The sequence below is a fragment of the Sphingopyxis sp. L1A2A genome, assembly GCF_005502465.1.
Lineage (GTDB): Bacteria > Pseudomonadota > Alphaproteobacteria > Sphingomonadales > Sphingomonadaceae > Sphingopyxis.
On record NZ_SCOT01000002.1, the window covers coordinates 111,948 to 132,854 of the forward strand.

The 20,907-nt window shown below is 60.7% G+C and carries 15 protein-coding genes and 1 pseudogene; 13 read left to right on the forward strand and 3 right to left on the reverse strand.

What is annotated here, in order from left to right; all coding sequences use genetic code 11:
- Positions 1–15: 15 nt before the first annotated feature.
- Genes FFS68_RS02085 through FFS68_RS02110 form a run of 6 tightly spaced genes read left to right on the forward strand, consistent with a single transcriptional unit; the run spans position 16 to position 6,716 of the window.
- Positions 16–1,260: a hypothetical protein gene (locus FFS68_RS02085; protein ID WP_137751643.1), complete on the forward strand. Its 1,245-nt coding sequence runs from the start codon at positions 16–18 to the stop codon at positions 1,258–1,260.
- A gap of 21 nt (positions 1,261–1,281) precedes the next feature.
- Positions 1,282–2,298 carry an SDR family NAD(P)-dependent oxidoreductase gene (locus FFS68_RS02090; RefSeq protein ID WP_137751644.1) on the forward strand — a complete coding sequence of 339 codons (1,017 nt, stop codon included), beginning with the start codon at positions 1,282–1,284 and terminating at the stop codon, positions 2,296–2,298.
- A complete protein-coding gene (gene tviB, locus FFS68_RS02095) occupies positions 2,295–3,593 on the forward strand; it encodes a Vi polysaccharide biosynthesis UDP-N-acetylglucosamine C-6 dehydrogenase TviB (protein ID WP_137751645.1) in 1,299 nt (432 codons plus the stop codon). The genes FFS68_RS02090 and tviB overlap by 4 nt, the downstream gene beginning before the upstream one ends.
- 29 nt (positions 3,594–3,622) lie before the next feature.
- Complete coding sequence (locus FFS68_RS02100) at positions 3,623–4,948, forward strand: oligosaccharide flippase family protein (protein ID WP_137751646.1); 1,326 nt, start codon at positions 3,623–3,625, stop codon at positions 4,946–4,948.
- A gap of 2 nt (positions 4,949–4,950) precedes the next feature.
- On the forward strand, positions 4,951–5,784 hold the full coding sequence (locus tag FFS68_RS02105) for an FkbM family methyltransferase (RefSeq protein ID WP_137751647.1): 834 nt from the start codon (positions 4,951–4,953) through the stop codon (positions 5,782–5,784).
- Positions 5,785–5,786: 2 nt separating this feature from the next.
- Positions 5,787–6,716: a glycosyltransferase family A protein gene (locus FFS68_RS02110; RefSeq protein WP_137751648.1), complete on the forward strand. Its 930-nt coding sequence runs from the start codon at positions 5,787–5,789 to the stop codon at positions 6,714–6,716.
- Here FFS68_RS02110 and FFS68_RS02115 read toward each other — a convergent pair.
- Complete coding sequence (locus FFS68_RS02115; RefSeq protein WP_137751649.1) at positions 6,686–7,897, reverse strand: glycosyltransferase family 4 protein; 1,212 nt, start codon at positions 7,895–7,897, stop codon at positions 6,686–6,688. The genes FFS68_RS02110 and FFS68_RS02115 overlap by 31 nt on opposite strands.
- Here FFS68_RS02115 and FFS68_RS02120 point away from each other — a divergent pair.
- The 3 genes and pseudogenes from FFS68_RS02120 to asnB all read left to right on the forward strand — a co-directional run bounded on the left by FFS68_RS02120 (position 7,870) and on the right by asnB (position 12,105).
- On the forward strand, positions 7,870–8,886 hold the full coding sequence (locus tag FFS68_RS02120; RefSeq protein WP_137751650.1) for an EpsG family protein: 1,017 nt from the start codon (positions 7,870–7,872) through the stop codon (positions 8,884–8,886). The two genes, FFS68_RS02115 and FFS68_RS02120, sit on opposite strands and share 28 nt — an antisense overlap.
- A gap of 134 nt (positions 8,887–9,020) precedes the next feature.
- Complete coding sequence (locus tag FFS68_RS02125) at positions 9,021–10,166, forward strand: glycosyltransferase (protein WP_171003709.1); 1,146 nt, start codon at positions 9,021–9,023, stop codon at positions 10,164–10,166.
- A 65-nt stretch (positions 10,167–10,231) separates the two neighbouring features.
- Positions 10,232–12,105, forward strand: a pseudogene (gene asnB / locus FFS68_RS02130) (asparagine synthase (glutamine-hydrolyzing)).
- A gap of 6 nt (positions 12,106–12,111) precedes the next feature.
- Here asnB and FFS68_RS02135 read toward each other — a convergent pair.
- On the reverse strand, positions 12,112–13,458 hold the full coding sequence (locus FFS68_RS02135; protein ID WP_137751652.1) for a hypothetical protein: 1,347 nt from the start codon (positions 13,456–13,458) through the stop codon (positions 12,112–12,114).
- Positions 13,459–13,604: 146 nt separating this feature from the next.
- Here FFS68_RS02135 and FFS68_RS02140 point away from each other — a divergent pair, with 146 nt between their 5' ends.
- Positions 13,605–14,774 carry a glycosyltransferase family 4 protein gene (locus FFS68_RS02140; RefSeq protein WP_137751653.1) on the forward strand — a complete coding sequence of 390 codons (1,170 nt, stop codon included), beginning with the start codon at positions 13,605–13,607 and terminating at the stop codon, positions 14,772–14,774.
- A gap of 319 nt (positions 14,775–15,093) precedes the next feature.
- A complete protein-coding gene (locus FFS68_RS02145; RefSeq protein WP_171003710.1) occupies positions 15,094–16,392 on the forward strand; it encodes a sugar transferase in 1,299 nt (432 codons plus the stop codon).
- Between the two features lie 95 nt (positions 16,393–16,487).
- Here FFS68_RS02145 and FFS68_RS17775 read toward each other — a convergent pair whose 3' ends face one another.
- Positions 16,488–17,969: a hypothetical protein gene (locus FFS68_RS17775; protein ID WP_171003711.1), complete on the reverse strand. Its 1,482-nt coding sequence runs from the start codon at positions 17,967–17,969 to the stop codon at positions 16,488–16,490.
- 186 nt (positions 17,970–18,155) lie between these two features.
- On the opposite strand from FFS68_RS17775, the gene FFS68_RS02160 reads away from it, so the two are divergent.
- Together FFS68_RS02160 and FFS68_RS02165 are read left to right on the forward strand one after the other, a co-directional pair.
- Positions 18,156–19,619, forward strand: a complete 1,464-nt coding sequence (locus tag FFS68_RS02160; RefSeq protein WP_137751657.1) for a protein adenylyltransferase SelO — start codon at positions 18,156–18,158, stop codon at positions 19,617–19,619.
- Between the two features lie 92 nt (positions 19,620–19,711).
- Complete coding sequence (locus FFS68_RS02165) at positions 19,712–20,896, forward strand: nucleotide sugar dehydrogenase (RefSeq protein WP_137751658.1); 1,185 nt, start codon at positions 19,712–19,714, stop codon at positions 20,894–20,896.
- The last annotated feature ends 11 nt before the right edge of the window (positions 20,897–20,907 follow it).

Below are 20,907 nucleotides of genomic sequence, written 5' to 3' on the forward strand. Positions count from 1 at the left end.
GGTTGGCGCGTGAAAATGGACAGACGATATCTTGTGTTGGGGATGGGCGCTCTGGCGGCCGTCGCGGTTGGCGCGACGAGCTTCGCGATCGCGAACCAGACGCGCAAACCGGCCGTTGCGATGGCCGTTGGCGTGCCGCCACAGGGACTGGCGCAGGCGGGCGTCGCGCGGGCCCTTTATGGTTCCCGTCTCGTCAAAAACCCGAAAGCCCGCCCAGGCGCGCCTGAGCGCCGTCTGGCCGAGCGCGCCTTTGCCGCGGAGCCGATGGCGGCAAACGCCTTGCCGATCTTGATCGCCGGGCTGGCGGCGGACGGTGACCGGCAGCAATCCCAGGCGCTGCTGCAACTCGCGGGCAAGGTCACGCGGCGTGACCGGCTGATCAACGCGATGCTGATCGACGAGGAGTTGCCGAAAAACCGTCCCGACCGCGTGATCAAGCTGTTCGATCGCGCGATGGCGGTCAGCACCGAGGTCCGCAGCTTTTACCTGGAGCGGCTGGCTACCGCGACGCTCAATCCGGCTGCGATTCAGGCATTGGCTCCGATGCTGGGCCGCGCCCCCGATTGGGCTGACGAATATTGGGCAGCCGCGCTCCGCTTCTCGCAAGCCGTGCCGCAGGTCGGCGAATTGCGACTTCGTATCACGCGGCCCCCCTGGAACCAGCGCAAACCGCTTGAAACCGACGCGTTGCTCGTCAGTCGACTGGTGGAGTCGAGCCAATATGATATCGCGTCCGATCTGGCGCGGGCGCTCGGGCTGAAAACGACGCTCGGCGATAGCCTCGTAAACCCGGATTTTTCGCAAGTTCCGCGCTTTTCACCCGTCGATTGGGAAATGATGCAGAGCGGTGAAATCGGTGTGAGCATCGATCCGGCAAAGGGCAGCTTGCTGCTTTCCAGTCTGCCGTCATCGAGCGGAGTCGCCGTACGCCAGATCACGGCCCTGACGCCGGGGCGCTATCAGCTGAGCTGGAAACTGGCCGGACTGAAGGCGTCGCCCGGCGCCGAGCTGCGTTACCGTCTGTCGTGTACCGATCTCGGCATCAGTGGCGGCAAGTCAGCCGATTCAGGGCGGCTTGCCGAAGGGGTCGGCAGCCAGACAATCAATTTACCGGCGTCGCCTTGCCGTTGGTACTGGTTCGAGGTCGAACTCGACGCCACCAATGTCGATTCCGGCGTCGATATCACGCTCGACCAACTGAGCCTTCAGCGCCAGGTAGCGGGCTCAAGCCGCCCGGCACGGCTTCCCGCCCGAAACTAACCCCGTCTTTCGGAGATTTACGTGCGACGCAAAATATTCGTGACCGGCACCGCCGGCTTTATCGGTTTTCATCTCGCCAAGCTGTTGCTGGCGGAAGGGTATGAGGTCGCCGGCTTCGACGGGATGACCGATTATTACGACGTCAATCTGAAGCGTCGCCGACACCAGGTTCTGATGCAGAATCAGCATTTCCGCGCGGTCGAAGCGATGCTCGAGGATCGCGCGCGGGTCGACGATGCGATCGACGATTTCAAACCCGATGTGATCGTCCATCTCGCGGCGCAGGCCGGCGTGCGCTATTCGCTTGAAAACCCCCATGCCTATATCTCGGCCAATGTCGTGGGCACGTTCAACGTGATGGACGCGGCGCGCCGCAACCAGGTGGCGCATCTGCTGATGGCGTCGACGTCGTCAGTCTATGGCGCCAACGAGGAAATGCCGTTCGTAGAGACCGAAAAGGCCGACACGCCGCTGACCATTTACGCGGCGACCAAGAAGGCGACCGAATCGATGGCGCATGCCCATGCCCATCTGTGGAACGTGCCGACGACGATGTTCCGTTTCTTCACCGTCTATGGCCCGTGGGGGCGGCCCGACATGGCGCTCTACAAATTTGTCGATGCCATGCTGGATGGTCGGCCGATCGACCTTTACAACAACGGCGACATGTACCGCGACTTCACCTATGTCGAGGATCTGGTCCGCGCCATCCGGCTGCTGATCGACGCCGTGCCCGAACGTCCGGCAAGCGCCGCCGATATCGAACCCGGCGACAGCCTGTCGCCCGTCGCGCCGTTCCGCATCGTCAACATCGGCAACAATGACAAGGTTCGGCTGCTCGATTTCGTGGCGGCGATCGAGGAAACGCTCGGGATGACCGCAAAGCGCAATCTGATGCCGATGCAGATGGGCGATGTCCCGGCGACCTGGGCCGATGCCAGTCTGCTCGAACGCTTGACCGGCTATCGACCGCAAACCGATTTTCGCGACGGCGTCCGCCAATTCGTTGCCTGGTATAGGGATTATTTTCAAAAATGAGCGAGACTTCCCCCGCATCGCTTCCCGATTTTGACTCTGCTGCCATCGCCGTGCTTGGTCTCGGCTATGTCGGGTTGCCGCTGGCCGTCGAGTTCGGCCGTCGGCGTTCGGTCGTCGGGTTCGACATCAATGTTTCGCGGATCGCGGCGCTCCGCGAGGGACGCGATGATACGCTGGAAACGACCGCGGACGAGCTGGCCGCGGCGAGCCAGTTGCGTTTTTCGCATGATCCGGCCGATCTGGCGCAGGCGCGTGTCTTCATCGTTACCGTGCCGACGCCGATCGACCAGCATAAGCGCCCCGACCTGACCCCGCTGATCAAGGCGTCGGAGACCGTCGGCCGCGCGCTGAAGCGCGGCGACGTCGTGATTTATGAAAGCACCGTCTATCCGGGCTGTACCGAAGAGGATTGCGTGCCGATCCTGGAGCGGGTCAGCGGCCTGACCTTCAACCATGATTTTTTCTGCGGCTATAGCCCCGAACGGATCAATCCCGGTGACAAGGAGCATCGCCTGCCGTCGATCCGCAAGGTGACGAGCGGTTCGACGCCCGAAGCGGCGCAATGGGTCGATCGCCTGTACGGCGAGATCATCACCGCGGGCACCTTCATGGCCCAGAGCATCAAGGTGGCCGAGGCCGCGAAGGTGATCGAAAACACCCAGCGCGATCTGAACATCGCGTTGATGAACGAGCTGTCGATCATCTTCGGCAAACTCGACATCGACACCCACAGCGTGCTCGCCGCCGCGGGCACCAAATGGAACTTCCTGAAATTCACCCCCGGCCTGGTCGGGGGACACTGCATCGGCGTCGACCCCTATTATTTGACCCACAAGGCCCAGTCGGTCGGCTATCACCCCGAAGTCATCCTGGCCGGACGCCGGGTCAACGACGGGATGGGGGGCTATATCGCCAGTCAGATCGTCCGCCTGATGATCAAGCGCAACCTGCCGGTGCAGGGCGCCCGCATCCTGATGCTCGGGCTGGCGTTCAAAGAGAATTGCCCCGACATTCGCAACACCCGCGTCGTTGATGTTGTGTCGGAACTGAAGGAATATGGCGCACAGGTCGATGTCCACGATCCGTGGGTCGATGCCGCCGAAGCGCAGCATGAATATGGGATCGACCTGACCGATCCGGCCGCGGGCGACTATGACGCCGTGGTCCTGGCGGTCGCGCATCGTGAATTTGCCGAAGGAGGAAGCGCCGCGCTGCGGGTCTTTGGCAAAGCGGACGCCATTCTGGTCGACGTAAAGGGCATCCTGCCGCTCGCCGAAAGCGATTTGCGCCTGTAAACCGGCGCGCAAATACGGGCTCAATCTGTATGCAACTCCGTTCCTTCATTCAGCAAGCCGCCGGCGTCGGCGCCGTGAGCCTGGTTGATCGTGCTGTTGCGGTTGGCGTGGGCATCATATTTGCGCGTTGGCTCGGCCCCGCGCAATTCGGCGCCTATTCCTTCGTCATTGCGGCCATCGGGTTGCTGTTGCTGCCGGCAAGGCTGGGTTTGCCCGAACTGTTGACGCGCGACATCGCGGCATCGCGCGGCAGTGCGACCGCCGTGAATGTTCGCGCGACAATTCGTAAAGGCTATCTGCTCGTCGGCGCCGCCGCGCTCGCGATCGTCCTGATCGGGCAAGTGGCCTTGCAATTGGCGCCGCAGACGTCGCTGGGCGAGTTGATGAAATTCGGTCTGTGGCTGATCGTGCCCGCGGCGTTTTTTGAAGTGACGATCGGCGTTTTGCGGGGGCTCGGGCGCACCCTGTCGTTCCAACTCTATGGAACGTTGCTGCTGTCGGGGGCGACGTTGCTGATCAGCGCGGCGCTCATGCTCGCCCTGAACCGCTACGATGCCGACATCGCGGTCGAGGGGCGTTTTATAGCGGTTACGCTTTTGTTGCTGATCGCGGGCGGCCATTTGTGGTCGCTGCTGCGTCATCACGTCGTCGACGACGCCAGCCAGGTGCGCGGAGCGGGGGAACTGTTGCAAACGGGCCTCGGCTTCATGCTGAACGCGCTGGTCTATATGGCGTTGATGCGGGTCGACCTGCTGGTGCTCGGCCTGATCGCCGACGAAGCGGCGGTGGGCCTTTACCGCGTGGCGGTGGAGGGCGGGTTGCTCGTTGCGTTTGCCTATGGCGCCGCCACGATCGTGCTCGCGCCCGAATATGCCCGGCTGTTCGCGGCGGGCGAGCATCAGCTGTTGCAACGCCTTGTCCGGCAAACTGGCCGACTGATCATGCTGGCCGGCGCCGCGACCGCGATCCCCCTCATCATCTTTTCAGAACAGATTATCACGCTGGTTTTTGGGGCCGAATATGCCGGCGCCGGCCTGGCGCTTTCGATCCTGGCTGCGGGTCATTTCGCCACCTTCTTCTTTGGTGATCCGGTCTATCTGCTTAACATGACGGGCCACCACAACCGGATCACCGCGCTCGTCGGCATTGGCCTGGCAATATCGTTGATCCTCTGCCTGGTCCTCATCCCCCTCTTGGGATTGACCGGGGCAGCGCTCGCGGCCTCGATCGCTCTGGTCAGTTATCGTGCGCTCGCCTTTCGTGCCGTGTACAGGACGCTCGGGATCAATTGCGCGGTATTTGGGCGCGCGCCCAAGGCCGGAAGCGCGGCACCACTCAGAACGAACATGGAGTAAGCATGCAAATTTCGCATATCGTCAAACGACTGGGTGAAGAGCGGCAGCCCATGCGCTTTCTGGCTTCGCGCCTGTTGGCGCGTTCCGGCCTTGCCGAAAAGCTGGGTTTCAAGATTCAGCGCCGCGGCTATCAGCTGCATTTCTTCAACACGGCGCTGTCCATGACGCTCTGGCTTTACGCCAACGAACGGTCGGACGATGTCGATATCATCCAGTCGCTGCTGAAACCGGGCGGCACCTATGTCGATATCGGTGCCAATATCGGCGATCTCGTTCTTGCGGGTGCAAAAGCCGTTGGGCCGGATGGAAAAGTCTTTGCGTTTGAGGCGCATCCGCGGATCTTTGGGCTGATGTCGCAAAACTTGCGATTGAACCAAACACCCAATATTCACCCGGTGAACGCGGCTTGCGGCGAAGATTTTGGCTGGGCGCGTTTTAGCGACATGCGATCCGACGACATGAATCAGATTGGTCATGGCGAGATCGTCGTCCCGACGATTCCGGCGCAGATGTTGCTGCCCGACGAGGACATCGATCTCATCAAGATCGATGTCGAGGGATTCGAGTTTTTTGTTTTGAAAGGGCTCCAGAAATCACTGGGGCGGACCCGGCATCTGCTCATCGAGGTTGGCGACGTGCATTTCGCGCAATTCGGCTATCGTTATGCTGATATCCACGACCTGTTGATCGCGCAGGGCTTCGCGATCTTTGCGCTGGATAAGGCAAAGGCTGATGGCGCATGGCATCCGGTCACGGATCGCGATCATCCCTTTCCGATGGTGCAGAACATCCTCGCGTCGCGTGATCCCCAAGCCCAGCGCCTGCTGGCCGAATAATCATGGCGGCGCCGCTCTTTACGATTTTCACCCCCAGCTATAACCGCGCGCACACGTTGCCGCGGGTTTACGAAAGCATCGCGGCGCAGATTTTCCGCGATTTCGAATGGGTCGTCGTCGATGACGGATCGACCGACAATACCGCTGAACTGGTCAAGGCATGGGCGCGCGAGGCCGATTTCGCGATCCGCTATTTCCATCAGCCCAACGGGCACAAGAAGACCGCGTTCAATCGCGGCGTTCGCGAGGCGCGGGGCGAATTGTTCCTGTGCTGGGACAGCGATGATACGGCGCCGGCTGACGCGCTCCAGATTTTTCGCGATCGTTGGGCCGCGATCCCGGAAGGGGATCGCGATGCCTATGTCGGGATTACCGGGCTGTGCATCGACGAAGCGGGCGCGATCGTCGGCGACCGCTATCCCACCAGCCCGTATGACAGCGACACGCTGTCATCGACGCTGGGCGACGGTATCGGCGGCGAAAAATGGGGCTTTCAGCGGTTGGCGGTGCTTCGGGACTATCCCTTTCCCGAGTTCATTCAGGGGCTGGTTGGCGAAGGGCTGATCTGGAACGCGATCGCCCGAAAATATCGGACCCGCTACGTCAATGATGTCGTGCGCATCTATCATGTCGAGCCGGATTCGCTGATTCATAGCCAGAAGACGGTGGCCAAAATGCGCGGTGTTGCCGAAGGGCAATGCTATGCTGCTGCGGCATTTCTGGATCACGACTGGCGCTGGTTTGCGAAGGCGCCAACCGAAGTGGTGAAGATCGCCGCCAATCACACACGCTTTGCGTGGCATCTGCACCGGAGCGGCCGAACCGTGCGGCACCCTCCCAAAACGCTTGTCGGCTGGACGCTGAAGTTGCTCGCCTGGCCGATCGGTGTTGCGGCGTTCCTCTATGACGAGATGGGGTCTGCGACCGTTTGATCCTCGGCCGCGACGTCGCGAAGCAGGCTATCCCACTCCGACAAGATCACATCGAGCGAATAAACATCGGCGACCTCGCGAGCGGTGCGCGACAGCGCTGCGCGCTGCGGATCGTCGGTCATCAGATCCTGCAGGGTCTTCTGAAGCCGCTCCACATGGCTGTTGTCGGGCAGCAACCGCAATCGGCGTCCGCCATCGCTCAATTGTGCGGGGCCGGTTTCGACGTCGAACGCCACCGATGCCACGCCATGCGCCATCGCCTCCAGCAGGCTGTTCGGAAAGCCTTCGTAGCTGGAGGTCATGACATACAGGTCGGCGCGGCCGTACCAGCTGGCGAGATTACCGGCGAAGCCGGGCAGGAATATGCGTCCGTCGAGCTCCCGCTCCGCGAGCCTGGCTTGCAGCATTGGGCGCAGCGGACCGTCACCCAGCATGACAAGTTTCCATTGTTTGGCGGCGCCCGCGAGCCTGGTGAAGGCGTCGACCATGATGTCAGGGCGTTTGGCGGCGTCCATCCGGCCCACCCACAATATGACCCGATCCCCCGACTTCAACAAAGCTGCCGACGGGATGACGGGGTCCGCATCGACCATCGGCAAGGCAATGGGATTGGAAATGACCACGGTCTTTGTCCGGCGCGCGCGCCGCCGCAACCAATCGGCTGTCGCTTCGGTTTGCGCCACGAGCGCGGCCGCCCAAGGATAGGTCAAGCGACGAAGGATGCGGTAGGAACGGGGGAGTGGTGGCATGAGCCGCGGCGGATAGGTGCGTTCGCAGGCGATGACAGGAATGCCGGTGCCCTTGGCGGCAATCAGCGCGCCAATGTTCACGTGGGGCAAAAATGAAACGATGACATGGGGCCGCAACGCCCCTATGAACCGGCGCAAGATTTTGAGCCGCGCGAGCCGGCTTGCCCCAGCTTTGCAGTGATCCGAAAGAAACTCCAGTTCGACCCTTTCCGCTAACTGATAGACACACTCTCCGCGGGCTGAGAAAGTCGGCATAAGAGTGACGTCATGCCCGCGGGCGGTCCAGGCGTTGGCGAGCAGCGCGGCCACCCGTTCAGCGCCACCCCCTCCCATGGACGAAGTCAGGAAAAGAATTTTCACCGTGAAACTTCCTGCAGTCAAAATTTCAGTAAAGCTATTGCTCGATGCGTGAAGTAAATCAATATAATTCACCTAAGTATCGCAGCGGTAAATCATATATCATTCCTGCACTGATTATGGTGATGATTTCTCTCATCCCATGGTCTGACATCTTGTTATCGGCAACCAACAAGATGCTTTGGGATCGGGAAATATACGCACAGAAAATTATCACCGGAGATTCGGTATTAAACTATTTTGAATATGACACGTTATCGTCATATTTTACCGCGGAATATACTTGGGAATTTTTGATCAAGATGATCCAGGATGGGGTCATTCCTATCGATCATACCTTATTTTTCCAGATAATATCGACAATATGGGTCGTGTCTGCCGCGATGATTCTTTATCGCCATGGCGGATATTTTTGCCTTCCTTTAATCGCTAACCCGCTTGTTTTCGATCTTGCCTATTCACAGCTCAGATCGGCTTTGGCGGTTTCAATTCTGTATATCGTCTACCTTCTCCGCCCGAAATCCAATCTGATTGCGATCGCTCTGTGTCTGTTTGCGGCGACCATACATACATCGATGCTTATCTTTCTGGCGATTTATGTGCTTTGCAGCATCACGGCTGACGAGGGCGGCAAGCTGTCGGGATGGTCGAAGGAGGTGCGGTTGGCGCTGGTCGTCGGTGTCGGGCTCGCGATCGGCCTGATGATCGGACCGTTGAGAGGTTCGATCCTGACATTCGTCGGCGATCGGCGCGCCGAATATGCCGATGCGTCGAGCGGCCTGCTTTACATGAGTTTCTGGGTAATCCTCTTCGCCATCTTCTTGCAGAATTATCGGGAAACTTTTCGATCTCTTGAAGGACGCTTTACGCTTTGCGTGCTGGCGCTCGTCTTCGTCAATATCTTCACTTCCTTCTATTCGCTCCGTTTTCTGGCGATGTTCTACCCGTTTGCGATCGCCGCGATCATGATGACCAGGCCGGCGGTACGCATCCCGACGCTGGTCATTTTTCTGATGTATATGGCCGCCCAATGGTATTATTATCTGAACACGTTGAACGGATAGTCCCTGGTGAAACGTCACTGGATTTGGAAGGGCGCGCGACCTAGGGCTGTGGGCAGGATCGAACTGCCTCCGCGTCGCCTTGTGCAATGCGTCCGCGCGATCGTCGCGCGCGGTCCGACCGGTTGCTGGCGGTAATGGCAGTGCCCCGCATCCTGCACGTCATCACCGCTTTGGAGATGGGAGGCGCTGAGCGATCGCTGGCGAACCTGCTCCTCGACCGCCCTGGTGAACGGCAAGATGCGCATGTCGTTTCGCTGTCGGGAAGGGGCCATTATAGCGACATCCTCGCCGGGCTTGGAATCGGCGTCGATCATCTCGAGCTGAGCCGTTCCCCGCGACTGCTGTCGGCGCCGCTGCGGCTTTATCGGATCATCCGACGGTTCCGGCCGGATGTGATCCAGGGTTGGATGTATCATGGCAATCTGATCGCATCGCTGGCTGGCCTGATGGCTGGCCCGCGCGTGTCTGTTGCCTGGAATATCCGGCAATCGCTCTATGACGTTGCGACCGAGAAGCCCGGGACGCAGCAGGTCATACGGATGCTCGCCAAGCTATCGGCCCGGCCCGATGCCATTGTGTATAATAGCTTCCAGGCGCGGGACCATCATGAAGCCTTCGGTTTCCGGTCGGCAGGGTCGGGGACGGTGATCCCGAATGGTTTTGATACCGCCCGCTGGCGACCGGATGCGGCACACCGCCAAACCATGCGGAGCGCACTTGCGGTCGCCGACACCGATATTGTTGCAGGTTTTGTGGGTCGTTATCATCCGATCAAGGATGTCCCGACCTTTCTCGCCGCCAGCGCGAAGGCCATGGCCCATGATCCGCGACTGCATATTGCGCTGGTCGGGGAGGGGCTGAATGCCGACAACCCGGCGCTCGCCGCGCATTTTGCGCGCCTGCCGGCTGGCAGAGTGCATTCGCTGGGGCGGCGAGGCGACATCGAAAAGATTCTGCCCGGTTTTGATTTGCTTTGCCTGTCTTCCGCCAGCGAAGGCTTTCCAAACGTGTTGGGTGAAGCGATGGCGACCGCGCTGCCGTGCATAACCACCGATGTCGGCGATTGTGCGTGGGTGATGGACGGGCGGGGGCGGATCGTGCCACCCGGCGATGTCGCTGCCATGGCAACCGCGATGAGCGAGCTGGGTGACTTGAGTGCCGCTCAGCGGCACGCGATCGGGATGGCAGCACGGGACAGAATTGTCACCGGCTTTGGGTTTGATGCGACATTGGATGCCTATACAAGGCTTTATGATTCCTTGGTAAAAAGAGAAGATTGATGTGTGGTTTTGTAGGCTTTCTGGATCGGGCCGGTTTTTCGGACGGCGAGGCGCTTTTGCGGCGCATGGCCGACACGATCGTCCATCGCGGACCCGACAGTGATGGCTATTGGGTTGACGGTGAAGCGGGGATCGCCCTCGCGCATCGTCGTCTGGCGATCATCGACCTGTCGGCGGCGGGGCACCAGCCCATGGCGAGCCACGACGGCCGTTATGTGCTGAGCTACAACGGCGAAATCTACAATCACCTCGATCTGCGGCGCGAGCTTGAAGCGAGGGGCGCCATTGAATGGCGCGGTCATTCCGATACCGAAACCTTGCTACAGGGCTTTTCCACCTGGGGTGTGCTGGGAACGCTGGAACGAACGGCATGTTCGCATTCGCGCTTTGGGACCGTGCCGAACGCAAGCTGATCCTGGCGCGAGACCGTATGGGCGAAAAGCCGATCTATTATGGCATGCAGGGCGGCGCGCTGCTGTTCGGTTCTGAACTGAAGGCGCTGCGGCAGCATCCCGGCTGGCAGGGCGGCATCGACCGCGATGTGCTGGCGCTGTTCCTGCGGCACAATTATGTTCCCGGTCCTTATTCGATCTTTGAAGGCATCCGCAAACTGCCGCCCGGTCATTATCTGGAGGTCGGGACGGACGACGCGGCGCCCGGCGAGCCGGTGGCCTATTGGAACATTGCCGAAAAAGCGCGGGAGGGCCGCGACGCTCCGTTCGTGGGCTCGCCCGACGCGGCGGTCGACGCGCTCGAGGAGCTGCTGCTCGACGCCGTGGGTATCCGGATGGCAGCGGACGTGCCGCTGGGCGCCTTCCTGTCGGGCGGCTATGACTCCAGCACCGTTGTCGCGTTGATGCAGCGCCAGTCGTCGCGCCCGGTGAAGACGTTTTCCATTGGCTTTTCGGAAGCCGAATATGACGAGGCGCATCATGCGAAACGCGTGGCGGCGCATCTGGGCACCGACCACACTGAGCTTTATGTCACCCCCGACGATGCCTTGGCGCAAATACCGGTCCTGCCGCATCATTGGGATGAACCTTTCGCGGATTCCTCTCAGATTCCCACGATGCTGGTCAGCCGCCTCGCGCGCAGCGAGGTGACCGTCAGCCTGTCGGGCGATGCGGGCGACGAACTGTTTGGCGGCTATACCCGCTACACGCTGGGATATGACCTCTGGAAACGGCTTGGGGTGCTGCCCCGCGGAATGCGTAAGCTGGCGGCAGGCGCCTTGCGGATGACGCCGGCAGGCGCCATCGACGCGGCGATGCGGATCGCGCCCGAACGGTTGCGCAAGATGGCGGTCGGCGATCGGCTGCTCAAATTTGCCGACGTGCTGGACGTCGACAGCGCCGATGATTTTTATCGCTCGCTGGTATCCCATGCCAAGCGGCCGACGGATCTGGTGCTGGGCGCAAACGAGCCGCCGACGATATTGACGACGACGGATTCCGGCTGGCCGTCGAACGGGGATTTCCGCGACCGCATGATGTATCTCGACATGCGGAGCTATTTGCCCGACGATATTCTGGTCAAGGTCGATCGCGCGAGCATGGCATTTAGCCTGGAATCGCGCGTTCCGTTGCTCGATCACCGGGTCGTCGAGTTCGCGCTCGGGCTGCCGCTCGCATATAAAATCCGCGACGGACAGCCCAAATGGCCGCTGCGCCAGCTTCTATACCGCTATGTTCCACGCGAAATGATGGAGCGCCCGAAAATGGGGTTCGGCGTGCCGATCGAACATTGGCTGCGCGGCCCGCTGCGCGACTGGGCGGATGATTTGCTCGCGCCCGACCGGCTCAAGCGTGACGGATTCTTCGATGTCGATGCGGTGACCCGTATGTGGTCCGACACGCGCAGCGGCCGTCGACGCATGCACTACCATATCTGGGATATTTTGATGTTTCAGGCGTGGCTGGATTCGCCAACCGCGCGGTAGGCGGCGTCAGGCGACGGCGTTTAACGCCATCGAACGCTCCGGCCACGTCAACCCGAAATGCGCCGCGACCCGCGACGGCAAATCGGCGAGCGCGATCCGCGACGTCGACAGCCGGTCGGCACATTCTGCCGTGTCGACCAGATAGCCGATGCCATCATGTTCGCCATTTTTGATCGCGACGAAATTCACATGGCGGCGCAGATTGGCAAAATGCTCGTTATCAACCACGAAGCCAAAGCCGCTCGCGATGTCTTTGGGATAGGTCAGCATCACAAACAGACTGTCGCCGCGGTTGTCGACGTCGAACAGCTTCATGCCGTCGGCGCCGATGGCCGCGTCGAGGCGGCGCTGAATGGCCTGGGCGTTGTCGGCCGTGCCGGCATCGATCAGAAAATCGCGCGACATGCGAGGATGCACCGCAAAATTGCTACACCCGATCTCGCGCAGGAAGGCGTCATGATCGGCAAGCCGCCAATAATAGCATTCTTCGGAATAGGGATTTTGATGCAGCCCGGTTGCTATCATCAGCCGATAGTCGGGGAGTGCTTGCTCGATGCGCCCGACCAGTCGGTCATATTGCCGGTACACGCCAAGGATCGGGTCGTCACTGTGCGGGAGCAACCATTCGGGGTTGCGGTGCGGGCCATCATAAACGGCAGAATTGAACATGTAATGATGCTGTAAATGCGCGCCGCCGTTCAGGAAAAGCGATACATAGCCGGGCCGCTTTGCGCGCGTTTCCGAAATGGTGATCGCGGTCAGAAGCTCGTCCAATATCAGCGCCAGCGCCCATTTGCCGCCCCGGGCGGCGCGCGTCACATAGCTTGCGAGCTGTCCATATTCGCGAATTCCGCAATAGCGCAGAACAGCGAGCCCCAGAGCTGCCGCGGATTGGGGGCTAAGCCGGGAGCCGGCATTTTCGTTTACCGCCTGCGAGGCGGCCACCATCACGCGCTTCAACAGCGCCGATCCGGTCACGCGCGTGTCCGTCCATGGATCCGGCAGAAAAAATGCCGCATCGCGCGTCTGGTTGCTTGCATTCATGGGGCTGGTCGCGGCGACAACAACGCCGCGCTCTTCCAGCCATTCCCAGATCTGGCAAAGGTCATGCTCGACGATATCGCCCAGCCGAAAAACGCCATGTTGTTTGAACGGCAAACCGGTATGCGCGGTGACCCACTGAATCCACGGCTCCAGCTCTTCATAGCGGGATTCCGAGGTCGTCTCGATCAGCCCGTGGCGCTTGATCAAGCGGTTCAGATTCGGCAATTCGTCGATCGCGCCGTAGCGCTGGACGAAATCGAAATTGATTTCGTTCAGTTCGAGTTGAAACAACTTCGCGGGCTTGTTCATCGTTGACCCTCTGCCGCATGAAAGAGGTGAAATCAACGTGCAAGGCGTTTGGCTGCCGCCAATTCCAGACCGGCCGTCGTATGATATTGAATTACCGCCGCCGTCGGCCTAGGGGGCCGTCTCCCCCAAAATGACGAGGATCCGTTGTGCCAGCCGTAGCGCCGACCACCGAGCCCGCTATCATCTTCCTGTCGGGCTATGCCGAGGCGCATTATCGGTTTCGCGGCGACCTGATCGCGCAACTGGTCGGCGAGGGGTGGCGCGTCTATGCGCTGGCGCCGGATTATGACGCCGCGAAAGAGGCCAGGGTGATCGAACTCGGCGCGATCCCGATGACCATATCGCTTGAACGAAACGGCTTGAGCCTGGTGCGCGATATGCGAAGCCTCGTCGCTTTGTATCGGGTGTTCCGGCGTATCCGTCCCGCCATCTTTTTCGGCTATTTCATCAAGCCGGTCATTTATGGCGCGATCGCAGCATGGCTTGCGCGCGTTCCGCGCCGCGTGGTCATGGTGGCGGGGCTTGGGTTCGTTTTCATCGACGCCGACCGCGGCACATCCGCTAAGGCGCGCGTTTTGAAGGCTGTCGTCAACAGCCTGTATTGGCTCGCGTTCCGGCTATCGCATCGGGTCATTTTCCAGAATCCCGATGACTTCGAGCTGATGGTCAAAAGCGGGGTCGCGCCGCGCGACCGCGCCATGCTGGTCGATGGCAGCGGCGTCAATCTCGACCGCTTTCCGCTGCGAACGACGCCGCGCGATGCGCAGCGGCGGCTCACCTTCATCTGGGTGGGACGTTTGCTTCGTGAGAAGGGCGTAGTCGAGCTTGTCGAAGCGACTAAAATCGTGCGCGAGCAAGGCTTTGACGTCGAGGTCTTGCTGGTCGGCGGTGTCGATTCCAACCCGGGCTCGTTGACCGAAGCGACCGTGCAGGGCTGGCATGAGGCCGGGGTCATCACCTGGACCGGCAAAGTCGACGATGTCCGCCCCTATCTTGCGCAATCGGATGTGTTCGTCTTGCCGTCCTATCGCGAAGGCCTGCCGCGCAGCACCCAGGAAGCGATGGCAATCGGCCTGGCGGTCATCACCACCGACGTTCCCGGTTGCCGTGAGACCGTGGTGGACGGCGTGAACGGCATGCTCGTGCCGGTTCGATCGGCACCAGCGATCGCCGATGCGATGATCCGCTACGCCCGCGAACCCGGCCTCGCCACCCAGCATGCCGCGGCTGGCCGCGCGCTGGTCGAGCGGAAGTTCGACGTCCGGGTTATCAATCGACATATGCGTGCGGCGTTGATCGGCTCGCAACCGACCTGAATCCCGGCGATGCGGGGCGTTTGCGCGATGGATGCCGGGCGCGCAGCGATTTTCGGGCTGACGGGGCTTTGTTATCAGGCTATTAGCGCGTCGAAAGCGCCCTGCCGAGGTCGACCGAAACGGTTGCGCAGCGGATCGTTGTTCAAAGACAACCTCGAACGGACGCGTTGCGTCGGACGAAAAGCAACTTTATGAGAAAACCATGTTAAACAGGCAGGGATTGCACCCGGCCAATGATGCGTCGGCCGGATCCACCCCGACCGCTGTTGCGGCCAATGGCTTGCTTGGCGTTGCTGATCTGCGAAAGAAGGTTTTCCCTTTGAAGGCAATCGACCATCCGGTCCAGCCGGCCCACAAATGGTCGCAATGGCTCGCGTTGCTGCGCGTGCAATTGCTGCTCTGCCTTGCTTTCGGCGTATTCGTGCCGGTTTTCATCCTGACGCGTGGCAATCTGTCGGTGATCTCATCGAATGAGGCGGTCATTGTATCGACCCTGACCGCGACGATCGTCACGATTGTCGGCGTCATTTCGGCGCGCAAATTCGGTACATTCCCCGGCTCGGTCGGGGTGAGTTACATCTTTCCGGCCATGGCAATCACCTATGCGATCGCCCTGCTGCTGATCCTGTTCATCCGCGCCCCTTACAGCGGGGTATTGCTGTCGGTGACGTTCCTGTGCGTGTTGACCACGCGCTTTATCATTGGCGCGCTCGAGCCACGGCGCGACACCAACCGCTATTATCTGGTGCCCGGCGGCGATGTCGAACGTATTCGCGAAGAGCTTGAGACGGTGTGCGTCATCCTGAACGAGCCGCTGCTTCCAAACGATGCGCGGGCGATCATTGTTGCGGATCTTCATCACGACCATTTGCCGGAGTGGGAACGCGCCTTTGCGGTTGCGGCGCTCAATGGCGTCGGCGTCTATCACTATAAACAGGTATGGGAAGCGCGCACCGGCAAGGTTCGGATCGAACATCTGTCGGAAAACAGCCTGGGGTCACTGATTCCGAGCAATTCCTATTCAAAGGGAAAGCGGCTGTTCGACATTGTGCTGACGTTGGCGGTTTTGCCGATCCTTTTCCTGCCGCTGTTGATCACCGGCCTGTTGATCCGGCTTGATTCGCCGGGGCCGATGTTTTTTCGGCAAGAGCGGATCGGATATCGCGGCCATCAGTTTCGCGTGCTGAAATTTCGTACCATGCGGGTTGCAGAGCCCATGTCGACGAACGGCGACCTGGTCGATGCCGCTATCACCAAGGATGACGACGATCGAATCACCCGGATCGGCCGGTTTCTTCGCCAAACGCGGATCGACGAACTGCCGCAGCTTTATAATATCCTGCGCGGCGAAATGAGCTGGATCGGCCCGCGCCCCGAAGCGCAGCCCCTGTCCGAATGGTACGAACGGGAAATTCCCTTTTATGTTTATCGGCATATCGTGCGTCCCGGCGTGACCGGCTGGGCGCAGGTAAACCAGGGCCATGTCGCCGGGATCAGCGAGGTCCATGACAAACTTCGCTTCGATTTTTACTACATCAAGAATTTCTCGATGTGGATTGACCTCGCGATTCTGTTCAAGACCGTTCTGGTTGTCATCCGGGGCATCGGGGCCAAGTAGAATCCGGCCTTCACAACCCGCGTCGATGCGCTTTGCCGACCATGCTTTGCCCGCGCCCGGGGACGACATTTCGCGGCAACCCGGCAAATCCGGACCTATCGAACCGGCCGGGCTTTCAGCATCTGGTTGCCCGACGACAACCGAGGAGCCGCCGTGAACGAGAAGGCGGTGGGATTGCCACTGTTGATGACGATGTTGTCGATCACCACGGCATCGGGGCCGATCCCGAACACGATCGATGCATCGCGTGTCTCATACTCGACAAGATTTGCCCGAAACTCGGGACTCTGCGCGTCCCATGCGCTGATGACCGAGCTTTCCGGATCGGAAGCGCGGATATAGAATTTGTTGTTCGATATCCGGGGGCTCTTGCCGCCGAAATAAGCCGCGCGCCGATAAACCCCGAGCAGCATCACCTCTTCAAAAACAGGGTAGTCGCCCAGAAATGTAAAGGCATCCTGCTGGGTGGCGTTGCGAAGATCTATCACGCTGTGGCTGACGCGGACGTGCGGCGAATGGGCGCCACAGATGATCGAAGCCGACCCATCTGATTTGATCCCGGTGATGCTGATGTTCGCCGCGGCGCCGCCGTGCACATAGATGCACGGGTTGGCCGTCGTTCCCGTCCGGCTCGTGGTCTGAAATTCCGGATCGACGATCCTGGTCGGCCCGGCTTGATAGCCGATGTCTATGGCACCACGTTTCGGAGGGGCCGCGGCCCGGCGCGTATAGGCTGCGCCGCTCCACCCTTTGACGCGCGGTCGAAGGATCGCAACCTCGTCGCCGACGCTTTCGATCGCTGCCTTTCGGTTCTGGTCGAAGGTGCAATCGCTCACTTCGATGTTCCGAACCCCGTTCACCCGGGTGATCAGCAGCCCGGGCCCTTGGTTGCGATCGAACAGCACATTGTGAATTCGAATATTGCGAATCCGGTTCGGCGGCCAGCCCGGCTGATTGTCGGGTTCCAGATCGATGCCGGCGCCGGGGCCGCTGCCGTCGTCCAATATGCCGTCGGTCAAACCGTATCGACCGCCGCTTATCAGGCCGCCGATGCTCTCGATAATCGACGCGCCCTGACGATAGTTGTTGAGTGCAACGCACCGCTCCATTTTCCAATTCGACGGGCAATCGTCCAGCGACACCGCGCCATTCGGACCGCTCCCCGCTTTATTGCCGCCGGCCGAAATGAAAAATCCATCGCAGGTGCCATTCACCGCGTGAACGTCGCGAAACGTCCAGCGGTGGCATTTGTCGACGACGATGACATGCGCCGGATCCTCGGCCACCTTTCGGCGGATCCGGTTGCCGTCGCAGACAAGGTCGACAATCTGGAAGTCGGTGCACCGCACCATGTAGATGGCCGACCCCCCCCACCCGGTCGGGGCGCCGTCAGCCAGCTTGATGCGATGGCCGTTGCCGCGCAGCGTAAATCCCGATTTGCCGTCGATCACCAATTGCGATGGGATCACATAATTCGCGTCGAGAACCCCCTCGACACCCTTGCCCAATGCATCGAAAAAGCGCTGCAACCGTGACAATGGTGCATCGCCGGCGCGGCGAAAGTCGTTCGGCGTCATCAAGTCGAGATGTCCCTTCGGCAGTCTGCTCGTTTACAGCGGAGCCAATGCTAACTTGTTCTGGCTGAACTTCCAGTGACCGGGGTCAAAGGATGCGAACCAAGCGGCGGACCATGATCGCAGCGACCGCGAAACTTGCAACCGCGGCGCGGAGGTCCGACATAGGGGGGCAACTGGGAGCGCCCGATGGATTTCGCATTCGACAATAGTTTTCACGCCGCGATGGAGGGCTTTTACGCGCCCGCCGAGGCGGCCAAGCCATCGGCGCCGGCGTTGCTGGCGTTCAACCATCCGCTGGCCGAGCGTCTGGGGCTTGTGGTCGGGAAGGCCAAGGACAGCCGGCTTGCGGGCATTTTTTCGGGTAGCGATCTGCCCGATGGCGCAAACCCACTCGCCTTTGCCTATGCCGGGCATCAGTTCGGCCATTTCTCGTCGCAGCTCGGCGACGGTCGGGCGCTGTTGATCGGCGAGATTGTCGCGCCCGATGGGGCGCGGTTTGATGTCCAGCTGAAAGGGTCAGGGCCCACCGCCTTTTCGCGCAACGGCGACGGCAAGGCCGCCATCGGACCGGTTTTGCGTGAATTTCTGGTGTCGGAGGCAATGGCCGCCTTGGGAGTGCCGACGACGCGGTCGCTCGCCGCGGTGGCCACCGGCGACCGCGTCCAGCGCGAGCAGGCGCATCCGGGCGCGGTGCTGACGCGGATCGCCAGCAGCCACATAAGGGTCGGTACCTTTCAGTTTTTCGCCGCGCATTTTGGCGCCGACCATGTGATCCAGCTGTCCGATTACAGCATCCGCCGTCATTTTCCCGATCTCGCCGAAGCCGCGAACCCGCACCTCGCGCTGCTCGACCGGGTTATCGGTCTGCAATGCGAGCTCGTTGCGCATTGGCTGGGCATCGGCTTTATCCACGGCGTCATGAACACCGACAATGTCGCGATCAGTGGCGAGACCATCGACTACGGCCCCTGTGCGTTCATGGACCGTTTTGCGGTGAACACAGTGTTCAGTTCGATCGATGCGAACGGCCGCTATGCTTATGGCCGCCAACCGCAGATCATGCACTGGAACATGGCGCGCTTTGCCGAAGCGTTGCTGCCCGCGATCCATGCGGTCGATCCCGTCGACGTCGATCGGGCTAAGGCGATGGTCGATGCGATTCCCGACCGGTTCCGCGCGATATGGTTCGAACGGATGCGCGCGAAGCTGGGGCTGGTGCAGGCGGACGAGGCTGACGGTCATCTGATCGACTCGCTATTCGGCGAGCTCGAACAGCATGACGTGGATTTCACGTCGTTTTTTCGGGCATTGTCGCAGTTGCTGCGCGGCGACGGCGATTTGATGCAGGCGCTGTTGCCCGACGCCGAGGCGATGGCGCCGTGGATTGCGGACTGGTGGGCACATCTTGAACGCGAAGCGATTGCCCCGCTCGAACGCGCCGACGCGATGGATGCGGTGAATCCGCTGTATATTCCGCGCAACCACCGGGTCGAGGCCGCGCTGACTGCGGCCGAGTCTGGCGATATGGCGCCTTGGTCTGCGCTGTTGGAGGTCGTTCGGAACCCCTATGTCGGCCGCGCTGAATGGCGCGAGTTCGCGCATCCCGCGCCGAGCGATGCCGCGGCCTACACGACCTTTTGCGGAACGTGATCATGATACGGCCATGGCGAAATGGCGACGCGGTTGAGCGATCCGACCCTGCCTGTTAGGGGGGCAGCCAGGATTAAAAAGGGATACCGCCAGTGCCGCACACGCCCGTTAAAATCACTATTGTCGGTACGGGGTATGTTGGCGTTTCCAACGCGGTGCTGCTGGCGCAGCACAATCAAGTCGTCGCGCTCGACATCGACGGCCGCAAGGTCGATCAGATCAACGCGCGGGTCTCGCCGATCGCCGATCCCGAAATCGAGGATTATCTGGCGAACGGCGCGCTCGATCTGACCGCCACTACCGACAAACAGACGGCGTATGACGGCGCCGATTTCGTTATCGTTGCGACGCCAACCGATTACGACCCCGACAGCAATTATTTCAACACCGGTTCGGTCGAGTCGGTGATCGCCGACGCATTGAAATTGGCGCCGGGCGCGATGATTGTCGTGAAATCGACTGTCCCGGTCGGGTTTACCGAACGGATGCGCGCCGCGCATCGCAGCGATGCGATCGTCTTTTCGCCCGAATTCCTGCGCGAGGGGCGTGCGCTGTTTGACAATCTTCACCCGTCGCGGATCATCGTCGGCAACACCCATCCGCGCGCCGCCGAGTTCGCCCAGCTATTGCTCGGAGCGTCGTTGAAGCCCGAAACGACAGTTTTGATGACCGGCAACACCGAGGCCGAGGCGATCAAATTGTTCGCCAACACCTATCTTGCGATGCGGGTCGCCTTCTTCAACGAACTCGATACCTATGCGGCGATGCACGATGCGGATTCGCGCCAGATCATCGAGGGCGTCTGCCTCGATCCGCGGATCGGTCAATTTTATAACAATCCCTCCTTTGGCTATGGTGGCTATTGCCTGCCCAAGGATACCAAGCAGATGCTGGCGAATTACCGCGAGGTACCGCAAAATTTGATCCAGGCGATCGTGTCGTCGAACACGACGCGCAAGGACTTCGTCGCGGCAGAGGTGCTCAAGCGCCGTCCGCGCGTGGTTGGCATCCACCGGCTGGCGATGAAAGCGGGATCGGACAATTTTCGCGCCAGCAGCATCCTGGGGGTGATGAAGCGAATCAAGGCGAAAGGGGTCGAGGTGATTGTCTATGAACCCTTGATCGCGGACGACCGGTTGTTCAATTCGCGCGTCGTGCAAAACCTTGCGGCGTTCAAGGCCGAGGCCGATGTGATTATCGCGAACCGGGTGAGCGATGAATTGGCCGACGTCGCGGACAAGGTTTACAGCCGCGATCTGTTCGGCGTCGATTCCTGACGCGCGGAACC

Coding starts and splice junctions, on each gene's coding strand:
- FFS68_RS17775 (WP_171003711.1), bottom strand. CDS start 17,969: ATGACGCCGAACGACTTTCGCCGCGCCGGCGATGCACCATTGTCACGG.
- FFS68_RS02125 (WP_171003709.1), top strand. CDS start 9,021: ATGGCAGTGCCCCGCATCCTGCACGTCATCACCGCTTTGGAGATGGGA.
- FFS68_RS02160 (WP_137751657.1), top strand. CDS start 18,156: ATGGATTTCGCATTCGACAATAGTTTTCACGCCGCGATGGAGGGCTTT.
- FFS68_RS02135 (WP_137751652.1), bottom strand. CDS start 13,458: ATGAACAAGCCCGCGAAGTTGTTTCAACTCGAACTGAACGAAATCAAT.
- FFS68_RS02100 (WP_137751646.1), top strand. CDS start 3,623: ATGCAACTCCGTTCCTTCATTCAGCAAGCCGCCGGCGTCGGCGCCGTG.
- FFS68_RS02105 (WP_137751647.1), top strand. CDS start 4,951: ATGCAAATTTCGCATATCGTCAAACGACTGGGTGAAGAGCGGCAGCCC.
- FFS68_RS02110 (WP_137751648.1), top strand. CDS start 5,787: ATGGCGGCGCCGCTCTTTACGATTTTCACCCCCAGCTATAACCGCGCG.
- FFS68_RS02085 (WP_137751643.1), top strand. CDS start 16: ATGGACAGACGATATCTTGTGTTGGGGATGGGCGCTCTGGCGGCCGTC.
- FFS68_RS02120 (WP_137751650.1), top strand. CDS start 7,870: ATGCGTGAAGTAAATCAATATAATTCACCTAAGTATCGCAGCGGTAAA.
- tviB (WP_137751645.1), top strand. CDS start 2,295: ATGAGCGAGACTTCCCCCGCATCGCTTCCCGATTTTGACTCTGCTGCC.